This is a genomic window from Colwellia sp. KS18-150 (assembly GCF_057551365.1).
The window spans coordinates 508,592-526,471 of the sequence record NZ_BAAJMC010000002.1 but is presented as its reverse complement, the minus strand read 5'-3'; the positions used below and the strand labels follow the sequence as shown (position 1 = coordinate 526,471).

11 protein-coding genes are annotated in these 17,880 nt (G+C 38.3%); 6 read left to right on the top strand and 5 right to left on the bottom strand.

The window, feature by feature from the left end:
* The first annotated feature begins 29 nt into the window (after positions 1-29).
* Together AC27IF_RS05455 and AC27IF_RS05450 are read left to right on the top strand one after the other, a co-directional pair.
* Positions 30-3,131: a TonB-dependent receptor gene (locus tag AC27IF_RS05455; RefSeq protein ID WP_487052734.1), complete on the top strand. Its 3,102-nt coding sequence runs from the start codon at positions 30-32 to the stop codon at positions 3,129-3,131.
* A gap of 107 nt (positions 3,132-3,238) precedes the next feature.
* On the top strand, positions 3,239-4,207 hold the full coding sequence (locus AC27IF_RS05450) for a sugar phosphate isomerase/epimerase family protein (protein WP_487052733.1): 969 nt from the start codon (positions 3,239-3,241) through the stop codon (positions 4,205-4,207).
* Positions 4,208-4,226: 19 nt separating this feature from the next.
* Here AC27IF_RS05450 and AC27IF_RS05445 read toward each other — a convergent pair whose 3' ends face one another.
* The 4 genes from AC27IF_RS05445 to AC27IF_RS05430 are packed head-to-tail and all read right to left on the bottom strand — an operon-like array spanning position 4,227 to position 9,209.
* Complete coding sequence (locus tag AC27IF_RS05445; RefSeq protein WP_487052732.1) at positions 4,227-4,739, bottom strand: NUDIX hydrolase; 513 nt, start codon at positions 4,737-4,739, stop codon at positions 4,227-4,229.
* 32 nt (positions 4,740-4,771) lie between these two features.
* Positions 4,772-6,157 carry a phosphohexomutase domain-containing protein gene (locus AC27IF_RS05440; RefSeq protein WP_487052731.1) on the bottom strand — a complete coding sequence of 462 codons (1,386 nt, stop codon included), beginning with the start codon at positions 6,155-6,157 and terminating at the stop codon, positions 4,772-4,774.
* 36 nt (positions 6,158-6,193) lie between these two features.
* Positions 6,194-8,005 (bottom strand): sulfatase-like hydrolase/transferase, encoded by a 1,812-nt coding sequence (locus tag AC27IF_RS05435; RefSeq protein WP_487052730.1) that lies wholly within the window; start codon positions 8,003-8,005, stop codon positions 6,194-6,196.
* Positions 8,006-8,045: 40 nt separating this feature from the next.
* Positions 8,046-9,209 (bottom strand): AGE family epimerase/isomerase, encoded by a 1,164-nt coding sequence (locus AC27IF_RS05430; protein WP_487052728.1) that lies wholly within the window; start codon positions 9,207-9,209, stop codon positions 8,046-8,048.
* A gap of 467 nt (positions 9,210-9,676) precedes the next feature.
* Between AC27IF_RS05430 and AC27IF_RS05425 the strand changes: the two genes are divergently transcribed.
* The gene (locus tag AC27IF_RS05425) at positions 9,677-11,146 is read left to right on the top strand and encodes an MFS transporter (RefSeq protein ID WP_487052727.1); all 1,470 of its coding nucleotides are present in this window, start codon (positions 9,677-9,679) and stop codon (positions 11,144-11,146) included.
* Positions 11,147-11,207: 61 nt separating this feature from the next.
* Here the strand turns inward: AC27IF_RS05425 and AC27IF_RS05420 are convergent, their stop codons facing one another.
* Positions 11,208-12,203 carry a LacI family DNA-binding transcriptional regulator gene (locus AC27IF_RS05420; RefSeq protein ID WP_487052726.1) on the bottom strand — a complete coding sequence of 332 codons (996 nt, stop codon included), beginning with the start codon at positions 12,201-12,203 and terminating at the stop codon, positions 11,208-11,210.
* Positions 12,204-12,612: 409 nt separating this feature from the next.
* On the opposite strand from AC27IF_RS05420, the gene AC27IF_RS05415 reads away from it, so the two are divergent.
* Genes AC27IF_RS05415 through AC27IF_RS05405 form a run of 3 tightly spaced genes read left to right on the top strand, consistent with a single transcriptional unit; the run spans position 12,613 to position 17,720 of the window.
* Entirely contained in the window at positions 12,613-13,803 is a 1,191-nt protein-coding gene (locus AC27IF_RS05415) for a glycoside hydrolase family 130 protein (protein WP_487052725.1), read from the top strand.
* A 12-nt stretch (positions 13,804-13,815) separates the two neighbouring features.
* Positions 13,816-15,024 carry an AGE family epimerase/isomerase gene (locus AC27IF_RS05410; protein ID WP_487052723.1) on the top strand — a complete coding sequence of 403 codons (1,209 nt, stop codon included), beginning with the start codon at positions 13,816-13,818 and terminating at the stop codon, positions 15,022-15,024.
* Positions 15,021-17,720 (top strand): hypothetical protein, encoded by a 2,700-nt coding sequence (locus tag AC27IF_RS05405; RefSeq protein ID WP_487052722.1) that lies wholly within the window; start codon positions 15,021-15,023, stop codon positions 17,718-17,720. The genes AC27IF_RS05410 and AC27IF_RS05405 overlap by 4 nt, the downstream gene beginning before the upstream one ends.
* Positions 17,721-17,880: the final 160 nt, after the last annotated feature.

The following is a 17,880-nucleotide window of genomic DNA, read 5'->3' as shown; positions in this document are numbered from 1 at the left end:
CTATTAAAATTAAAAAATAGGAATGAAGTATGACTTCCCATAATAAAGTATTTAAAAGAAGTACTATCTCTGCTGGCGTTCTGGCAGGGCTATTGTTAACTGGAACACCAGTATATGCAGCAGAAGAAGCTGAAATTAAAAAAAATAATGAAGAAATAGAAGTAATTCAAGTGACGGGTATCCGTGGCTCATTAATACAATCAATGAACACAAAACGTTTTTCAGGCAGTGTTGTCGATTCAATTTCTGCTGTAGATATTGGCAAACTACCAGATGCCACGATTGCTGACTCATTACAACGTATTACTGGTATACAAATTACTCGTTCTGGCGGTGAAGGTGCCAGAGTGAACATTCGTGGTAAAGGTGATGTAACAACGACCTTAAACGGCGAACAAATGTTATCTGCAGGCTCAGTAACTACCACAGGAGCTGACTTTTCTGATATTCCATCAACTATGGTGTCAGGGCTTGATGTCTATAAATCATCACAAGCGCGTAATGTCGTAAGTGGTTTAGCTGGTACTATTGATTTGAAAACCAATCGCCCATTTTTATTAGAAGAGGGTTGGACTGCGCTAGGTAAAGGTGAAGTTACGCAAGGTTCATTGGGAGATGAAACTGATGGTTTATTTTCAGGGTTTGTTGGCTATAACAGTGAGCATAATTATGGTTTTAGCTTAAACGTATCAAAATCAACGAGTACTTTAGCCGATTATACTAATGGCTCACAAGGTGGCGAGCCGGGTCAATATGGAGGCTGGTCTTTTCACGCTAATGAAGGCTCTAACTTTGTTCAAGATAACCTAGATATTAATGGTGATGGTGACACAAACGATGTCTTTTACGGTTTCCAAGGGCATCAAGCCGGCAACCGTTTTATCGAACGTGATAGAACCGGTATTAATGCCTCTTTTCAAGTACAGTTAGCGGATGCTTGGCAAGTAACGGCGGATGTCTTTTATACTGATTTAGAAGAATATCAATATTTTGCCGGTGTAGTGGCTAGTCAAGCTTGGCAGACAGAAACCGGTTGGTATACGCCAACAGAATTCACTGAATATCCAAATATAACCAGTGATGGCGGTGTTTTTACTACCAATGAAGGTAGTTACTATACGATTCAAAATGCAGAGTACCAAGCACGTGCAATGAAAACCCAAAGTCAAACTTGGGCGGTTGAGAAAGAAGCATTAAATACTAACCTAGAGCTTAAATATGACAATGGCGGTGCTTTAACGGCTAGTTTACGTTATGTACATGGTGAAGCTAATAATGATGGTGCGCGTAGTGTTATTGACTCATTTATCACCTCTGGCTCACAAATAGGTGATACATACCATGGTGTAAATGGTGAGTTTATAAGTCATGCCAACCCATGGGGTTATGACGGTGTTGCGGCAACCTTACCTGATGGTACACCTGTTGAGGGAGCCTATACACAAGTACCAGTAGGTATTTCTTATGCGGGTGAAAGTCAAAATTGGTCACTACCCACCATTGATGGCGAAGTTGTTGGTAGTAACCTAGACCGTTATAGCAACAAATCCAGTAATCTATACGGTGAATTTACTAATGCTAATTTGGATGTTCTTCGTTTAGATGGCTCTTATGAGCTTGATTTAGAAGTATTGGATATGGTGACCTCACTAGATTTTGGTGTACGCTACGGAAAACGTGAAGTTAAGAAGCAAGGTTGGTATGGTGGTGTTGCCCGAACTAATGAATATGGCGATGCATTTTTAGCGCGCTGGAAAGATACAGCAACAAGTGCGCCATTAACGGGGGAGTCTTATATTCCGCCAATGTCTTTTTCAGAGCTAGATGAAAAAGGCATGGTCACAAGTATTAGTGACTTTCACGGTACAACTGGGTTAGATACGCTTTACTTTATCAACCCTGAAGCAATGAAAAATCCTATTGCATGGCATAACGAAATATACGGCACAAATGTACTTGTACCTGATGCAGCTAATGTCTACACAGTTGAAGAAGCAACAACGTCATTATATTTTCAAGCGAATTTTGACAGTGAGTTATTTGGTTTTGACTATACAGGTAATATAGGTTTTAGATATATAGAAACTGAATTTGATATCATGCAAAGTGAATCATTAGTGGGTAATGTCGCCGAGTTTAATGGTCAAGAGTTTTTAATTGGTCCTGGTATTTTACAACCTGATGGCAATAAGCTGTATACCAATACCAGTTATAGTGATTTTTTACCGGCGATCAATTTAGCGGTAAATTTAAATGAAGAGCAATTAGTGCGTTTTTCTTATACCAAAACGGTTTCTACACATAATACCAATGCTCTAGCGGGTGGATTAACGGTAAATCGTATTAAAGCGTGTGATGTGCAAGATGATACCGGTGCTGATGTATTCTGTGCAACCAGTGGTAGTCAAGCGGGTAACCCGTTATTAGAGCCCAATAGACAAACTAATGTTGAAGCGTCCTATGAGTGGTATTTCAGTGAAACAGGTATGTTTAATTTAGGGGTTTTCTTCGTGCAAAGTGGTACTGCATCAAGAAATATAATTCTTGAGCGTGATGACATTGTTGATAGTGATGGTGTTGTGCGTGGCTATAACTTAACTACAGAAACATTCACCGGTACTGTGCCTATTAGCACTACTGAGAATTTCTCTCAAACTGGCGATTGGGGTCACGGTGTTGAAGTGGGTTATCAACAAGGTCTTGATTTCTTAGAAGGCTTCTGGGGTGGTTTTGGTGTTACTGCTAACTACACTTATTCTCCAAGTGATAGCTCAGATCATGATTATTATGGCGATACCTTGCCGGGATATAATAACTCAGAGCATCAATCAAACTTTGCGTTATGGTTTGAAAAGTATGGCTTACAAGCACGAATTGCACATAACTATCGTAGTGAAATGTATGGTGGCTTAAAGCAAGAAAGTAATTACTCATTTGCTTATTATACAGCGCCAACTAGCTATGTTGATGCCTCAATAAGTTATGATATAAATGAGACAGTTACGGTATCTTTGCAGGGAACAAACTTAACGGAAGAATATCAAGAAAACTACCATCAATGGGAAAGTAATATTGATAGCCGAGTTTATGCAGAGCGTCGTTTAACGCTTGGTATACAAGTTAAAATGTAATTGTACTTGTTAAGATAAATCAATAGATTAAGCCCTGTAATTACAGGGCTTTTTATTAGCCAAAACTGGCCGTTTTTACAAAGCGGTACACGTGAATAGGAAAAATTATGAGCACGAGAAGGGACTTTTTAAAACTAGTAGCTGCATCTACGTTGTTTCCTCATCTGGGAGCGTATAGTGGTAATAAACAAGTAAATAAACGTTTTGATATATCTCTATCTCAATGGTCATTTCATCGAGCTATTTTAGGTGATAGTCAACGTGATTACGCAAAATTTTTAAGGTTATTGCACCAAGAGCCTGACTCCATTCTGCAAGGCTCAATGGATTCAAGAGATATCGTTATTTTAGCGAGGCAGCTAGGGGTTGAGCATGTGGACTTGGTTAATATTCTTTTTTTTGGTCATGCGCAAGATAAAAAATGGTTGGCTGAATTTAAAACCAAGGCAGTGAACGAAGGAGTAGGTTTTAAAGTACTCATGTGTGATGAAACCGGCTCAATTGGTGATAGCTCGGCTCAAAAAAGATCACAATCGATAGAAAAACATCTACCTTGGTTTGAGGCTGCTGCAGAGCTTGGTTGTGATCAGTTGCGTGTTAATGCTTATGGTAACGGTAATTATCTTGAACAGCTCAACCAATGCGCGGAATCTCTGAGCAAGTTAGGTGATATTGGCAAACAATATCAATTAGAAGTCCTAGTCGAAAACCATGGTTATGCCTCAAATAATGGAGCTTGGCTAGCGATGTTAATGCAACAAACTAACCACACTAATGTTGGCGTGTTCACTGACTTTGATAACTTTTTCATGGGAGGTTGGAATATAGAGCCGCAAAGGTGGTATGACAGAACACAAGGTTTAATAGATTTAGCGCCTTTTACCAAGTCGATTAGTGCCAAGGCGCATCATTTCAATGCACAAGGTCTAGAGACAAGCATTGATTATAAAAAGAGTTTAGATATCTTACTTAACGAAAGTTTTAATGGTGTGGTCAGCGCTGAATTTGAAGGACAGCATTTAACTGAACTTGACGGCAGTAAAGCAACCATTGAACTATTGAGGCGTTATCAATAATAACCTCTTAATTTCGTTGCTAAAAGCATTGTTGTATATAACTTTTAATGACCTTTTTAATAGATTCAAAGGCGAGTTGTTCAATATCAATATCAGTGGTTTTTACCCAAAGCGCTTTCGCTATTTCACTCGCTTCACATTGTAAGTCAGGTTTGCTATCAAGCGTGATAATAAAGATCGAATCTAAGGTGTTGTAGTTGATATGATTATAAAGGTAAGTGTTGGGCTCAGAAGTATAGTATTGCAAATTTTCAGTAGCAATTGTTATGGAGAGTTCTTCCTGTAGCTCACGTACCAGCGCTTGCTCTAACGATTCATTATGGTCAACAAATCCGCCAGGTAAGTCTAACATACCTTTTCCTGGGGATTTAACGCGTTCAGTGAAGAGAATCTCGTCATCACAAACGATGATCGCGGCAACAGAGGCCGCGGTATTGTGATAATACAAAAAATCACATTCATTACAAGCTAGATAATGCTTGTTGATAAATGAAATGCTAGCTTGTTGACACCGGGGGCAAAACTTAAACATACCCGTCCTATTTTAGACTGTTGCTTTTGATATTAGTTGGTGCAAATATCAGTACTTTCTTGCTCAATAATACTCATTATTTCAGCTGTTTTCTCAACGAGTAACGCGTTGTCGCCACGTGTTTCGACATTAATTCTCAATAATGGCTCGGTATTAGAGCTACGGACATTAAAGCGCCAGTGAGAGAAGTTTATGCCAATGCCATCGGTATAATCAAGATGTTCAGCCTTATGTTGATAGTGTTTACTTAGCTGTTTAATAATGTGTTGGCTATCATTCACGGTTAAATTTATCTCACCACTACAAGGGTAGCTTTTGGTTAAATCGGCAACCAATTCTGATAGTTTTTTTCCAGTGGTCGAAATCAGTTCGGCGATGAGTAACCAAGGAATATTGCCGTTATCACAATAATAAAAGTCTCTAAAATAATGGTGAGCACTCATCTCTCCACCATATAGCGCATCTTCTTTACGCATAGTTTGTTTGATATAGGCATGTCCTGTTTTACTTACCACAGCCCGCCCATTTGCTTGTACAACGGTATCTAATGTCGCCCAATATAATCTAGGATCGTAAATTATTTTTTCATTCGGTTGTTGCTTCAACATCATTTGCGCAATTAATGAAACAATATAATAGCCTTCAATGAATTGACCTTGTTCATCAAAGAAAAAACAACGGTCAAAATCACCGTCCCAAGCAATACCAAAATCAGCGTTATTAGCAATAACTGCGTCACAGGTGTCTTGTCTATTTTCGAGTAATAAAGGGTTGGGCACGCCATTGGGAAAATTACCATCAGGGGTAAAGTGAATTCTTTTAAAGCTACAAGGTAGGTGAGGGGCAATAGCATTAATAATAGCACCAGCACCACCGTTTCCCGGGTTAGCAACAATGGTAAGAGGCTTGATATTGTCGACATTAATAAAGCTCATGAGTTTATCAATATAACTTGTTGTGATTGATAACTCTGAGTAGTTTCCTCGTTTACTTGGTTCACTAAAGGTATTTAGCTCAGCAAGACGTTTGATCTCCAATAAGCCATTGTCAGCACTGATAGGAGTTGAGCCTTTACCCACGAATTTCATACCATTATAGTTAGCGGGATTATGGCTAGCGGTAATGCAAATACCACCGTCAGCGTCTAAATGTGGTACGCAAAAATAAATTTCTTCTGTACCACATTCACCGATATTGATGACATTAACATTGCTGTCTAACAAGCCTTGAGTTAATGCTGTTGAAAGCTCAGGCCCGGATAGGCGAATATCATTACCAATAATGACATTTCTTGGAGAGAAAACTTGCGCATAGGCTCTGCCAATTTTATAAGTAATTTCTGGGTTCAATTCATTGGGTACTATGCCGCGAATGTCATAGGTTTTAAAGCAGCTTAGCTCGCGCGTATTATCTTGCATCAATGTTCTCTTTTTTCTTTAGTTGGTTATATGCGATTACTGAGGGATTTCCAGTTGCTCTAAATCTATCTCTACGCCTTTAGGGACGAGAAATATTCGGCGTAAAACTGATATTTGTGCCCAAGGTTTATAGCTATTATTTTTCAACACATTAAAGGACAGCAAGGTGTCTTGAGAGGTTAATGATAGACTGCCAATTTTTTGAATTTTAGCTGCTCCAAATTCATGAGTAATGACTTTATCACTTGCAGCAAGGGAAATGACAATGCCTACAGCGTCGGTATTTCGTTGTTTAATATACACATCAAAATCGCCAGGGTTTATTACTGTTATGTTGTAATTGGCAAAATCGCCCTTTTCTTTGAGGTTACTTAAAACGTGAGCTTTACTTATCGTATTACCCCCGGTACTACTTGGACCAAAGCCATTAATAATTGAGATATCTTGCTTCGCATCAACTAGGAAACTCGGTGGTCTGAAGCTATCAGGGGAATCACGTAACTCAGTGAATTTTTTTTGCAGTTTCTCTTTCATTTGAGCGGCAATGATTGGCTGTTCATTAATGATATTTTTTCTCTCTAGCGGATCTTTTTGCATGTCAAAGAGTAAGTAGTTATTTTCGGGGGCAGGGTAGCCGGGGCGATTCATCGCTGGGTTTAGCAGTAATTTATATTGCTCGGTTCGCAAAGCAATTAATTGATCTTTATAATGCATTTTCTCTCGTGCAATATCATCTATGGGAGTCCACTGATTAAATTGTGCCTTTTTTGAGATAACATCATGAGAGCCAATGTAGGTTTCTCTTGGATTAATGTAAGCGTCAGTAGCGTTAATAAGTGGCAATAATGAATGACCATCAATTTGTTTATGATTTTCGGCCAAGGTAATATCAAGCACCTCAACAAGGGTAGGGAAGATATCTTTAACCTCACTGTAACGTTGTATTGTTTTTGCTTGCCAATGATCTTTCCAGCGAATAAATAGTGGTGAGCGAACGCCATTTTGCCATGATTGACCTTTATCTCCGTTCATTTTAGTCGGGTTTCTGTCATACCATTCGGTTGTCGTCATGGCGCCAAAATTACTAGAATCCCACCATGGACCATTATCAGATAAGAAAATCACAATGGTGTTGTCTGCTAAATTATTTTCTTCTAAATAGTTTAATAATCTGCCAATGTGAAAATCCATCTCTTCAACCATGCCGTATAAATTTGCAATGGCTGGGCGGAGCCCTTTTTCCGTTAGTGGTTTAACATATTGCTCTGGGGCTAACCAAGGCTCATGCGGAGCGAGGAAGCTTACATAAGCAAAAAATGGTTGCTCAGATGATTCAGACATAAAGTCAATGGCATAGTCAGTGATGACTTCTGATACCCATTTATCATGGGCTACCGGTTTGCCGTTGAAAAAGCCTGTGTTATTTTCGTGGCGGTAGAGCTCAGCATAGTAGGCACTGTCAAAACCTCTATCTTCAGGTAAGTAGCCTTTAGTTTTGCCTAAATGCCACTTTCCCCAAGTACCTGTTCGATAGTTATTATTTTGTAAAACTTGCGAAATAAGTGTTTCTGACAAGTGTAAGTAGTCTCTACCACCATGCACACCAGAAACACCTGTTTTATAAAAATCTCGACCAGTTAATAATGCTGATCGAGTGGTAGCGCATACAGGGGAGACGCCGAAATCGGTAAATTGTAATGATTGGCTAGCCAATCTATCGAGAGATGGCGTATTAATATGAGGATGAGATTGTGCTGATCTATCATCAAAGCCCATATCATCAGCTGATATTAATAAGATATTAGGTCGTTTTAGTTCTGCTGTTTCACCTAAAGGTATATTTAACATGAGACAGAGTGCCAATATGAGTTTATGGCTAACGGTTAGGTTATTTAACATGGTACTTACTCGCAAATTTTTGTGCTTCTAAACCAGCTACCACAAGGTGGTAAAGGGTACTGGCAGGGGCATTATCAACCAGTATTTGATTATCCTGATCAAGGCTGTCGATGTACTGGCCATGATGAGGGGAGTTTAAATAATGTTGTGATAATGCAGTAATCGCTGTAATGCTATCTGCAGTATAAGGGTATTCATCTTCATTGGAAGTAAACTCAGCTTGTGCCAAACTGGCCTTTATCCACTCTGTCATTGGCCAGCAGCGCTTTGATGGTTTGGTGACCACGCCAGAAAGGTTTACCGCATCGAATAATAGATTGCTTGGTTTGTCTAGACCAAACTTTAAAGCATTATGGTATAAAGCATGACAATATTCATCGACTGGGGCTTGAGTGTACTTTTGGTATTGTCTAAGCAGCCAAACCCATTCCATCATGTGCCCTGGTTCAACAACTTCCCCAATCTCACCTTGTGCTACTTGCCAGTTATCAGTAAAGTATTCTAGCAGCACTTTATTTTCATGATCAAAGAAGATGGTTTCAAACAAACAGTACACTTCACCCGCTTTGGCGAGCCATTTACCATCTTGAGTAAATTGGTATAGCGCTAAAAAGGCTTCAAATAGATGCATGTGAGGGTTTTGACGTCGATGCGTACTTGAGTAATCACCTTCCATCCAACCTCCTGGGGCTTCTTTTAAATTGTTATCAATAGTATTGAGTAATTGATTGGCTTTTTTTAGCGCATTTAAATCATTGAAAACATGATAACGCCAAGCATAAGCTAAAAGAAAGAAGGCAATATCATACAGATCATTATTTGGGTTAATAATGATATTATCTGCATTTAAGATGTGAGCATAATGAGACTTTTCAGGGATTTTGGCGTATTGTTGACAAAAATTTTCTAGTGAAACGACCAGATCAAAACCATTGTCAATCCAACCTTCTTGTGTAGCAGCGCTAAAGACAAACATTTGCCTTGCTTGTACCCGTACACGTTTATTACTTTCAAAGTCTGGCAATCCATTAGCAGAAAACTGCTCTATACTAGCTCCATCACTGTCTACCCCTTTTGAACTCCATAAGGGTAGGGCAGAGTTGGCTAACCATTCAACATAGTTTTTGATCGCTACCGATAGTTCTTTGTTCATTAATGATACTTCCAAAAATTAGACTTTTTTTCATTTTATCTAAAGCCACCTGAGAATAGCGTTATTCTTTCATACATTATGAACCGGTTCAAGTTGGATTTGTTCATCAACTTAAAACTAAGTGTTGTTTATCTATCACTGTGGAGTGATTGATTGAAATGGTGTACAGAATGTTTTTTTAAGTTGATGAATAGTAGATGTTTTGTTCATTTTTTTCTGGTTGTGTTTGTTAAAATTGATTTATTACACGTAACCTGTGGTTCACTATTATATTGGCAGTTATAGAAGGGAATTAATTATTGACAGTCTAGCTAATTGTTGATTACTATATTGGTATCTTTTGAACCGGTTCATGATAGGGCGGTTAATTACCGTATTCCCTGCGAAGCGGACACAATAAGCAATAATGAAATGCAGATAAATATTGTGTGAATTATAATAATATAAATAGAATAGGTAGTTACAATATGATTTTAAATGAGGATAGGCCGGCGTTAAAAGAAAAAATTGCCTATGGTTTTGGCGATTTTGCCTCGTCAATGTTTTGGAAATTATTTGCTGTCTATTTGATGGTGTTCTATACCGATGTGTTTGGTATGTCTGCTGCTGCAGTGGGGACCATGTTCTTATTAGTGAGAATTTGGGATGCGGCAAATGATCCTATTATGGGAATTATTGCCGATAGAACCAATACTCGATGGGGGAAATTTAGGCCTTTCATCGTTTTTGGCGCTATTCCTTTTTCATTGGTAGGAGTGTTAACTTTCACTACGCCTGATTGGGCGCTGGAATATAAAATAGCCTACGCGTACGTTACTTACACCCTTATGATGATGGTATATACCCTAGTAAATGTTCCTTATGGTTCATTACTTGGAGTTATGTCGTCTCATAGTGAAGACAGAACAACATTGGCTTCTTTTCGTATGGTATTTGCCTTCGCCGGCGGTATTGTTTCACTTGCCATGATAGAGCCGTTACTTGACTATTTTAGTACTATGGCCGGTAGTGAGCCAGACTTGCAAGCTGGCTGGATGTATACGGTAATGGTCTATGGCGTCTTGTGTTCGATATTGTTCTACTTTACTTTTGCTTGGACAAAAGAACGTGTACAGCCACCAAAAGAGCAAAAAAACTCACTCAAATCTGATTTAAAAAATCTAGCTAAAAACAAGCATTGGTTTATTTTATTAGGCGCAGCACTATCAACGTTGATATTTAATAGTATTCGAGATGGCGCAGCGGTTTATTATTTAAAGTATTACTTTGAAGTGAGTGAAGTCAATATTTTTGGTATCTCTTTTAGTCTTATTGCTACTTACCTTGTTATTGGTCAGGCTGCTAATATTATCGGCGTTATGTTAGCTAAACCTATTTCTTCGGCTATCGGTAAAAAGAATACCTTTATGTTCGCGATGTTTATTGCTGCAATTTTGTCTTTTGGTGTTTTTTATTTTAGCGCTACACAGGTGTGGTTTATCTTATTATCACAAGTGTTTATTAGCATGTGTGCCGGCATTATATTTCCACTGTTATGGTCAATGTATGCAGATACTGCGGATTATTCTGAATACACCACAGGTAGACGCTCTACTGGCTTGATCTTCTCTTCAGCCTCTTTCGCACAGAAAATGGGCTGGACCTTAGGAGGGGCAATCACGGGTTGGACATTAGCAATCTACGGTTATCAAGCGAACGTAGAACAAACTGAAACAGCCAAAGAAGGTTTACGTATGATGGTGAGTTACTTACCCGGCTTAGGAGCATTGTTATCAGGAATATTCATCTATTTTTATAACCTAACCGACGATGTTGTAGAAGAGATAAATAAAAAGCTACGCCAAGGAATTACTCAAAGGAAACAAGAGGCAACAGTCGGAGCTTACGAAAATGATATGAAAGCTGATTTACAAAAAGCTTCTACACAAGTTTCATAAATTAATTTTTGAAAGTCACTAGGTGTTGAAATAAATTCAATAATCAACACCTAGTTAGGCATCAGCTTTTTACCGCAGTACTTTCTCTAATAACAAAATCATAAGGAAGTACAAACTCAGTTTGATTAGGTTTTTTACCTTCAATGAGTTGCAATAATAATTCAGCAGACTTCTCACCTATTTTTTCTGCTGGCTGTGCTACTGTTGTAAGGGCAGGAGTAAGGTATCGAGATACTTGGCGATCATCAAATCCGGTAATTGATATATCTTCAGGCACTCGAATGCCATGGTTTGCAAATCCTTTCATTGCCGAAATAGCCATCTCATCATTCATTGAAAATATGGCAGTGGGCCTCTTAGTTTCCATTCGAGAAAAGTACTCTGATGCGCTTAATCCTGACCAGTATTTGAAATCACCTTCAAAAATTAATTCCTCATCAAAATCAATTTTGGCCTTTTCTAACGCTTTTTTGTAACCTGAAAGCCTATCTACTGTATGAGGATTGCTAGCTAATCCTGAAATAACGCCAATACGTTTATGACCTAGTGAAATGAGGTAGTCGACGACCTTTTGGCTAGCACCTACATTATCAATTCTCACCGAAGGATATGGAGTGTTTTCACAACTACCTGCACTAACAGCGATAACATCATCATTAGGAAGCATCGAATCTCCTTCAATAAAAGGACGCAAATTAATTATACCGTCAGCAAGGCGTGTTTCTACCATCTGAATGAAGTCTTGCTCACGCTTTATGTCGTCTCTAGTATCACCGAGTAATACACTATATCCCTGCTTTTGAGCTACATATTCAATACCACTAATAACTTGTGCGAAAAATAAGTTAGCAATATCCGGTACTAAGATAACTATGGTACGGGATTGTTTATTACGAAACTTTTGCGAAAGCATATTAGGTTTGTAATTTAATTTTTGAATAGCGGCTTGTACTTTAGTTAAATTTTTTGGAGATACTGTTTTAGGTGCACTAAGTGCTTTTGAAACTGTCCCTGTAGATAAGCCAGCTTCTTTGGCTACATCTCTGATGGTACTCATTTATATTTCCTTAAAGAATAATGTAAATACACGGAAAACAACTGCTTTATCATTATTTTTACAACTTAATTGAAATAATACTAGTAAAAATTGTTCAAAAAAGCTAAATTACAAATATGAACCGGTTCATTGTTGGTTTGTATTTTTGTTGAGCATGTTTAGTCCACTACTAATGAAACTTAGCTGTATTTTTGTTCGTTAATGTTAACTAATGAATTACGAGTAAATTATCTCCGGTTCATTGTTTTAGGAGCTGTAATAAATATTAATGTTGTTGAGACAATACTAACTAAGTTAGAGGGCATGCAGCTTGGCTGCTCAATCAATAAAAACAGAACAATGGTTTGTTATCACCTTTTGATTAGGTAATGAATTTCAGTAGTACAATGGAATAATAGAGAAGTAAATTATGACCAATAGAGTAAAAGTAAGTTTTCAGGAAAAGAAAACAAAATTATTAAATGAAAGTGAGCAGTTACTAACGTTAAAGAATCAGCCTAGTAAACAATATAACGGTATTTATCAACGTTGGGAAAACCCTATCATCACTCGCGATCATATACCATTGGACTGGCGATATGACTTTAATGAGCAATCTAACCCTATGTTATTAGAACGAATTGGAGTTAATGCTACCTTAAATTCTGGTGCCATCATGTTTAATAATAAATATGTTGTAGTTGTTAGAGTGGAAGGCAATGACCGAAAATCATTTTTCGCTGTTGCAGAAAGTGAAAACGGTATTGATAATTTTAGATTCTGGTCAAACCCAATAACCTTACCGGAAACAGAAAAGCCTGATACAAATGTTTATGATATGCGTCTTACTGCGCATGAAGATGGTTATATTTACGGGTTATTTTGCACTGAAAGAAAAGATACCACGCAAATGGAAAACACCAGTGCCGCAGAAGCACAATGTGGCATTGCCCGTACTAAAGATATGGTGAATTGGGAAAGATTACCTGATTTGATCACTTATTCAGGTCAACAACGCAATGTAGTTTTACATAGTGAGTTTGTCGAAGGTAAATATGCTTTATTTACTCGTCCACAAGATGGGTTTATCAGTGTTGGCGGAGGTGGCGGCATTGGCTGGGGATTAAGCGACTCTATGGAAAATGCAGAGATAAAAGAAGAGGTTATCGTCGACTCTAAAACTTACCATACCATTAATGAAGTTAAAAATGGTCAAGGCCCTGCGCCGATTAAAACAGCCGAAGGTTGGTTACATTTGGCTCATGGCGTGCGTAACACTGCAGCAGGTCTACGTTATGTTCTATATGCTTTTATGACGGATTTACAGCAACCATGGAAGATTATCCATAAGCCTGCAGGTCATTTAATTGCCCCTGAAGGAAGCGAACGTGTTGGTGACGTATCTAATGTTGTATTTAGTAATGGCTGGATTGTAAATGAACAAGGAGATGTCAATATTTACTATGCATCTTCAGATACAAGAATGCATGTAGCTACAAGCAGTATCGCTCAGTTAATTGATTATTGTAAAAATACACCAGAAGATGGTTTACGATCAGCAACATCAGTGCAGGCAATTAATACCTTAATTGCTAATAATGCTGCATACGCTAAATCATAAGGCGCAGTATTTATGGAAGTTCTTGCATTTAATAGCGATAGCATAACCACAGAGTTAGACAGTATTGGGCAGTGGTGGTTAAAAAATACTTTTGATGATAATCATGGAGGCTTTGTTGGTGAAGTCGATTTTGCTGGTGAAGTTGTGGCAGATGCCAATAAAGGCATTGTGCAAAATAGCCGAATCTTATGGTTCTATAGCGAAAAAGCACGCTTTAGTAATAAAGAAGAATATAAGCGTGCTGCTAAGGTTGCATTTGAGTATTTACTGACTCACTTCGATGATGATGAATATGGCGGTGCAATATGGGAAGTTTCGGCATCGGGCCAGCCAATAAATGGTAAGAAACAAACCTATGCACAAAGTTTCTGTATTTATGCCTTTTCTGCTTATTACCAATTAACCGGTGATGAAATAGCGCTTAAAAAGGCTAGGCAATACTTTCAACTCGTTGAAAAGCATGCAAGAGATTCTATACATGGTGGTTACATTGAAGCCTATACTCAGGATTGGAGAATCATTGATGATTTGCGATTAAGTGATAAAGACTTAAACGCACCTAAATCTATGAACACTCATTTACATGTACTTGAAGCATATAGTGCTCTATATACCGTTTTACCTACACCAGAAGTAAAAGAAGCATTAACTCATGTGCTGGCTGTGTTCGATCAACATATTATTAATCATGACAATAACCATTTAAGGTTGTTTTTTGATCTTGAGTGGCAGGATTTATCGCGAACCATTTCTTATGGTCATGATATTGAAGCGAGTTGGTTAATTTGGGAGGCCGTTGAAATTCTTAATTGTGAGGTGGTAATCACAAAGTTTCGTCCCATTATTTTGATGTTAGCTGATACTTGTCTAAAAGAAGCGATTGGTACTCATATGCAAGTGTGTGATGAATATGAAATTGCTGACAATGTACGACATGAAGAAAGTCACTGGTGGGTGCAAGCGGAAGCCTTGGTGGGATTTTTAAATGCCTACAAGCTAACTAAAGAGCAAAAATATATCACGGCTTGTGAAAATATATGGCAATTCATTATGCAGTACCATAAAGATGAAATTGCAGGTGAATGGCATTGGCTCTCAACGTTTGATAACAATGAAACAAGTGGTTTTTATAAAGCAGGCTTTTGGAAAGCGCCATATCACAATGGTAGAGCGATGATGGAAGTTGTAAAGCTATTTAAGGTATTAGGGGATAACTCGTGAGCTATAAATGGATAGTGTTGTTAGTTGCTTTTACCGCGACTACTGTGAATGCCGCTGACTTTGAAAACTTTATTACTCGTGATGGTCATCAATTAAAAGATGGCAAAGAAGACTTTCGCTTTGCTGGCTTTAATGCCCCAGAGTTACATCGCATTGAAGATGATAGTAAAGGTGTCTGTAAAGCAGACAGTCGAGGTTGGGGGCAATACTTTAAGTGGCCAACTTCTGACGAGCAAGAAAATTGGGTTAAGTCACTAGTAGGTACGGGTCATAAAGTGACTCGAATTTATGTGCTTTCTGTTGAACATGATGAAGATAAAGCGTGTCAGCGAGAAACTCATATTTTAAGACCGTTAACAGCCAATGGTATGCCACAGTTAAACGAGCAGGCTATGGTGGTTTATGATCAAATGATTGCTCATGCGAGTGAACATAAGCTACGTTTGATATTACCTTTTATTGACCATTGGTGGTGGTGGGGTGGCCGTGAACAGCTAGCCGCTTTTTATAACGAAACTGCAGATGACTTTTATGATACCAATAGTAAAACGTTTAACGCTTATTTAGATATTATTAGTCAGGTTATAACGCGTAAAAATACTATTACCGGTCGGTATTATTATCAAGAAAAGGCGATTATGGCGTGGGAAACTGGCAATGAGTTAAAAGATAGTACTGCTGATTTTGTACGTGTCACTGCAGCGCATATTAAATCATTAGCACCTCAACAGCTGGTGGTCGATGGTAATTATTTATCAATTTTAGAGCATTCTTTAAATGATGATAATGTTGATATTATTAACAACCACTTCTATACGGTTAATCACAATAATAAACCGGAAACTATTGTTAATGATTTAACTAAAATTGCTGGTCGAAAAGCCTATCTGGTTGGTGAATATGGCCTTAAACCTTACCAAGGTTTAGATGACATTATGCAAACGGCAATTCATCATGAGGTTGAAGGCGCTAAAGCTGTCGGGGCTTTTATATGGGGCTATAGAGGGCATAGGCACAATGGTGGTTTTTATTGGCATCGTGAAGGTAGTAGTCCTTATTATAGTTATCATTTACCGGGATTTAGTGACGGGGAAGCTAATGAAGAGTTGCAAGTTACGCAACTGGTAAGGAAGGCGCAAGCACAAATGAATGGTTTAGAAAAAGCACCTGCGTTAGCTAAACCAGAAGCTCCAAAGTTTAGACATATTTCTGCGGATAGAAAGCTATATTGGATGGGATCTCCTTTAGGGCAAAGCTACATTATAGAGCGCAAATTGAGTACTGATGATAACTGGCAGGTTATTGCAGAGAATATTTCCGATGGTCAAAACCGTTTCGACCCACAAACGAGTGTTTTGTTTCAAGATAAAAGTAATTTAGAAAAGAGCAAAGGTTATGATTACCGTATTATCGCAGTTAATGAAAGTGGTCAGTCAGAGCCATCTAAAGTTATCTCTATAGATTTTAACAAGGCTAATGATAATTTTGTGACGGTAAAGGATGGTCACTTTTATCGCCAAGGCCAGCCTTACCATTTTATTGGTACTAATTATTGGTATGGGCCTTTAATTGCCGCAAAAAATGGCGATCGCCAACGTTTACATCGCGAGCTTGAGCAACTGCAAGACCATGGTGTGACAAATTTAAGAATACTAGTAGGTGCAGACGGAGGGCAAGGTGACTCTGTAATTAAACCCGCTTTACAACTCTCGCCAGGGGAATATAACCAAGCTTTGCTTGAAGGCTTAGATTACCTCTTAGTTGAAATGAAAAAGCGTAATATGGTGGCGGTGCTGTATTTGACTAATAACTGGATCTGGTCAGGGGGGATGTCACAATATCTAAACTGGCATGGCTATGGTGAGGTGCCAAATCCATTTAAAGTTGGGGTGAGTTGGGATGATTACATGGCGTACACTAAGCAGTTTCATGGTTGCTCTCCTTGTACACAAGACTTTTATCAACATATTGAAACTATATTAACTCGCACCAACAGTATAACTGGAGAGTTATATAGTGACGATGCCACGATTATGTCATGGCAGTTAGCGAATGAACCACGAGTATTTACCAAGGAAAACTACCTCGCTTTTAAAACTTGGCTAGAAACTTCAGTAGCTTTAATGGCAAAGTTAGCTCCAAAGCAGTTAATCTCTACTGGTAATGAAGGAGCAGCAGGTAGTTTAAATAGTATTGAGGTATATAAAAACCTTCATGATAATGGTGATATTGATTATCTTACTATGCATATTTGGCCAAAAAATTGGTCTTGGTATGATAAAAATAATCAAATTAGCTCCACCAAAGTGGCTATTAATAAGGCTAAGAAATACATGGCAGATCATTTAAAGGTAGCACAAGTGCTGAACAAACCGATAGTGCTATCTGAATTTGGTTTTCCACGCCACCTAGAAAGTTTATCTGTGCTTAATTCTACTACCTATCGTGATCAATTTTTCACTGAAATATTCCAACTGGTATTAAGTAGTAAAGAGCAAAACGGTTACTTAGCAGGGCTAAACTTTTGGGCTTATGGCGGTTTTGGACGTGCTAACCCTGAGCATTACGGTCAATGGCAGCTAGGCGATGATTACTTGGGTGATCCAGCCCAAGAGCCACAAGGTCTCAATACCGTTTTTGCTTCTGATGACAGCACCTTGGAAATAATTGCCAATTATAATGAAAAACTGAAGTAGCTATTGCTATATTTTCTAGCTGGCTTGGGGGAGTTACTTCCTTAAAAACTTTTAATATTCAAAGAGCTTTAACCAAATGAACTACTACAACTCTAATTTTGTGATGATAATCATTATGAAATGGTGTTTAGTACAGCATTAAAAATGAAACCTCTATACA

Excerpts from the sequence above, each read along its gene's own strand:
- AC27IF_RS05455 (WP_487052734.1), top strand. The coding sequence starts at position 30 with ATGACTTCCCATAATAAAGTATTTAAAAGAAGTACTATCTCTGCTGGC.
- AC27IF_RS05450 (WP_487052733.1), top strand. The coding sequence starts at position 3,239 with ATGAGCACGAGAAGGGACTTTTTAAAACTAGTAGCTGCATCTACGTTG.
- AC27IF_RS05445 (WP_487052732.1), bottom strand. The coding sequence starts at position 4,739 with ATGTTTAAGTTTTGCCCCCGGTGTCAACAAGCTAGCATTTCATTTATC.
- AC27IF_RS05440 (WP_487052731.1), bottom strand. The coding sequence starts at position 6,157 with ATGCAAGATAATACGCGCGAGCTAAGCTGCTTTAAAACCTATGACATT.
- AC27IF_RS05435 (WP_487052730.1), bottom strand. The coding sequence starts at position 8,005 with ATGTTAAATATACCTTTAGGTGAAACAGCAGAACTAAAACGACCTAAT.
- AC27IF_RS05430 (WP_487052728.1), bottom strand. The coding sequence starts at position 9,209 with ATGAACAAAGAACTATCGGTAGCGATCAAAAACTATGTTGAATGGTTA.
- AC27IF_RS05425 (WP_487052727.1), top strand. The coding sequence starts at position 9,677 with ATGATTTTAAATGAGGATAGGCCGGCGTTAAAAGAAAAAATTGCCTAT.
- AC27IF_RS05420 (WP_487052726.1), bottom strand. The coding sequence starts at position 12,203 with ATGAGTACCATCAGAGATGTAGCCAAAGAAGCTGGCTTATCTACAGGG.
- AC27IF_RS05415 (WP_487052725.1), top strand. The coding sequence starts at position 12,613 with ATGACCAATAGAGTAAAAGTAAGTTTTCAGGAAAAGAAAACAAAATTA.
- AC27IF_RS05410 (WP_487052723.1), top strand. The coding sequence starts at position 13,816 with ATGGAAGTTCTTGCATTTAATAGCGATAGCATAACCACAGAGTTAGAC.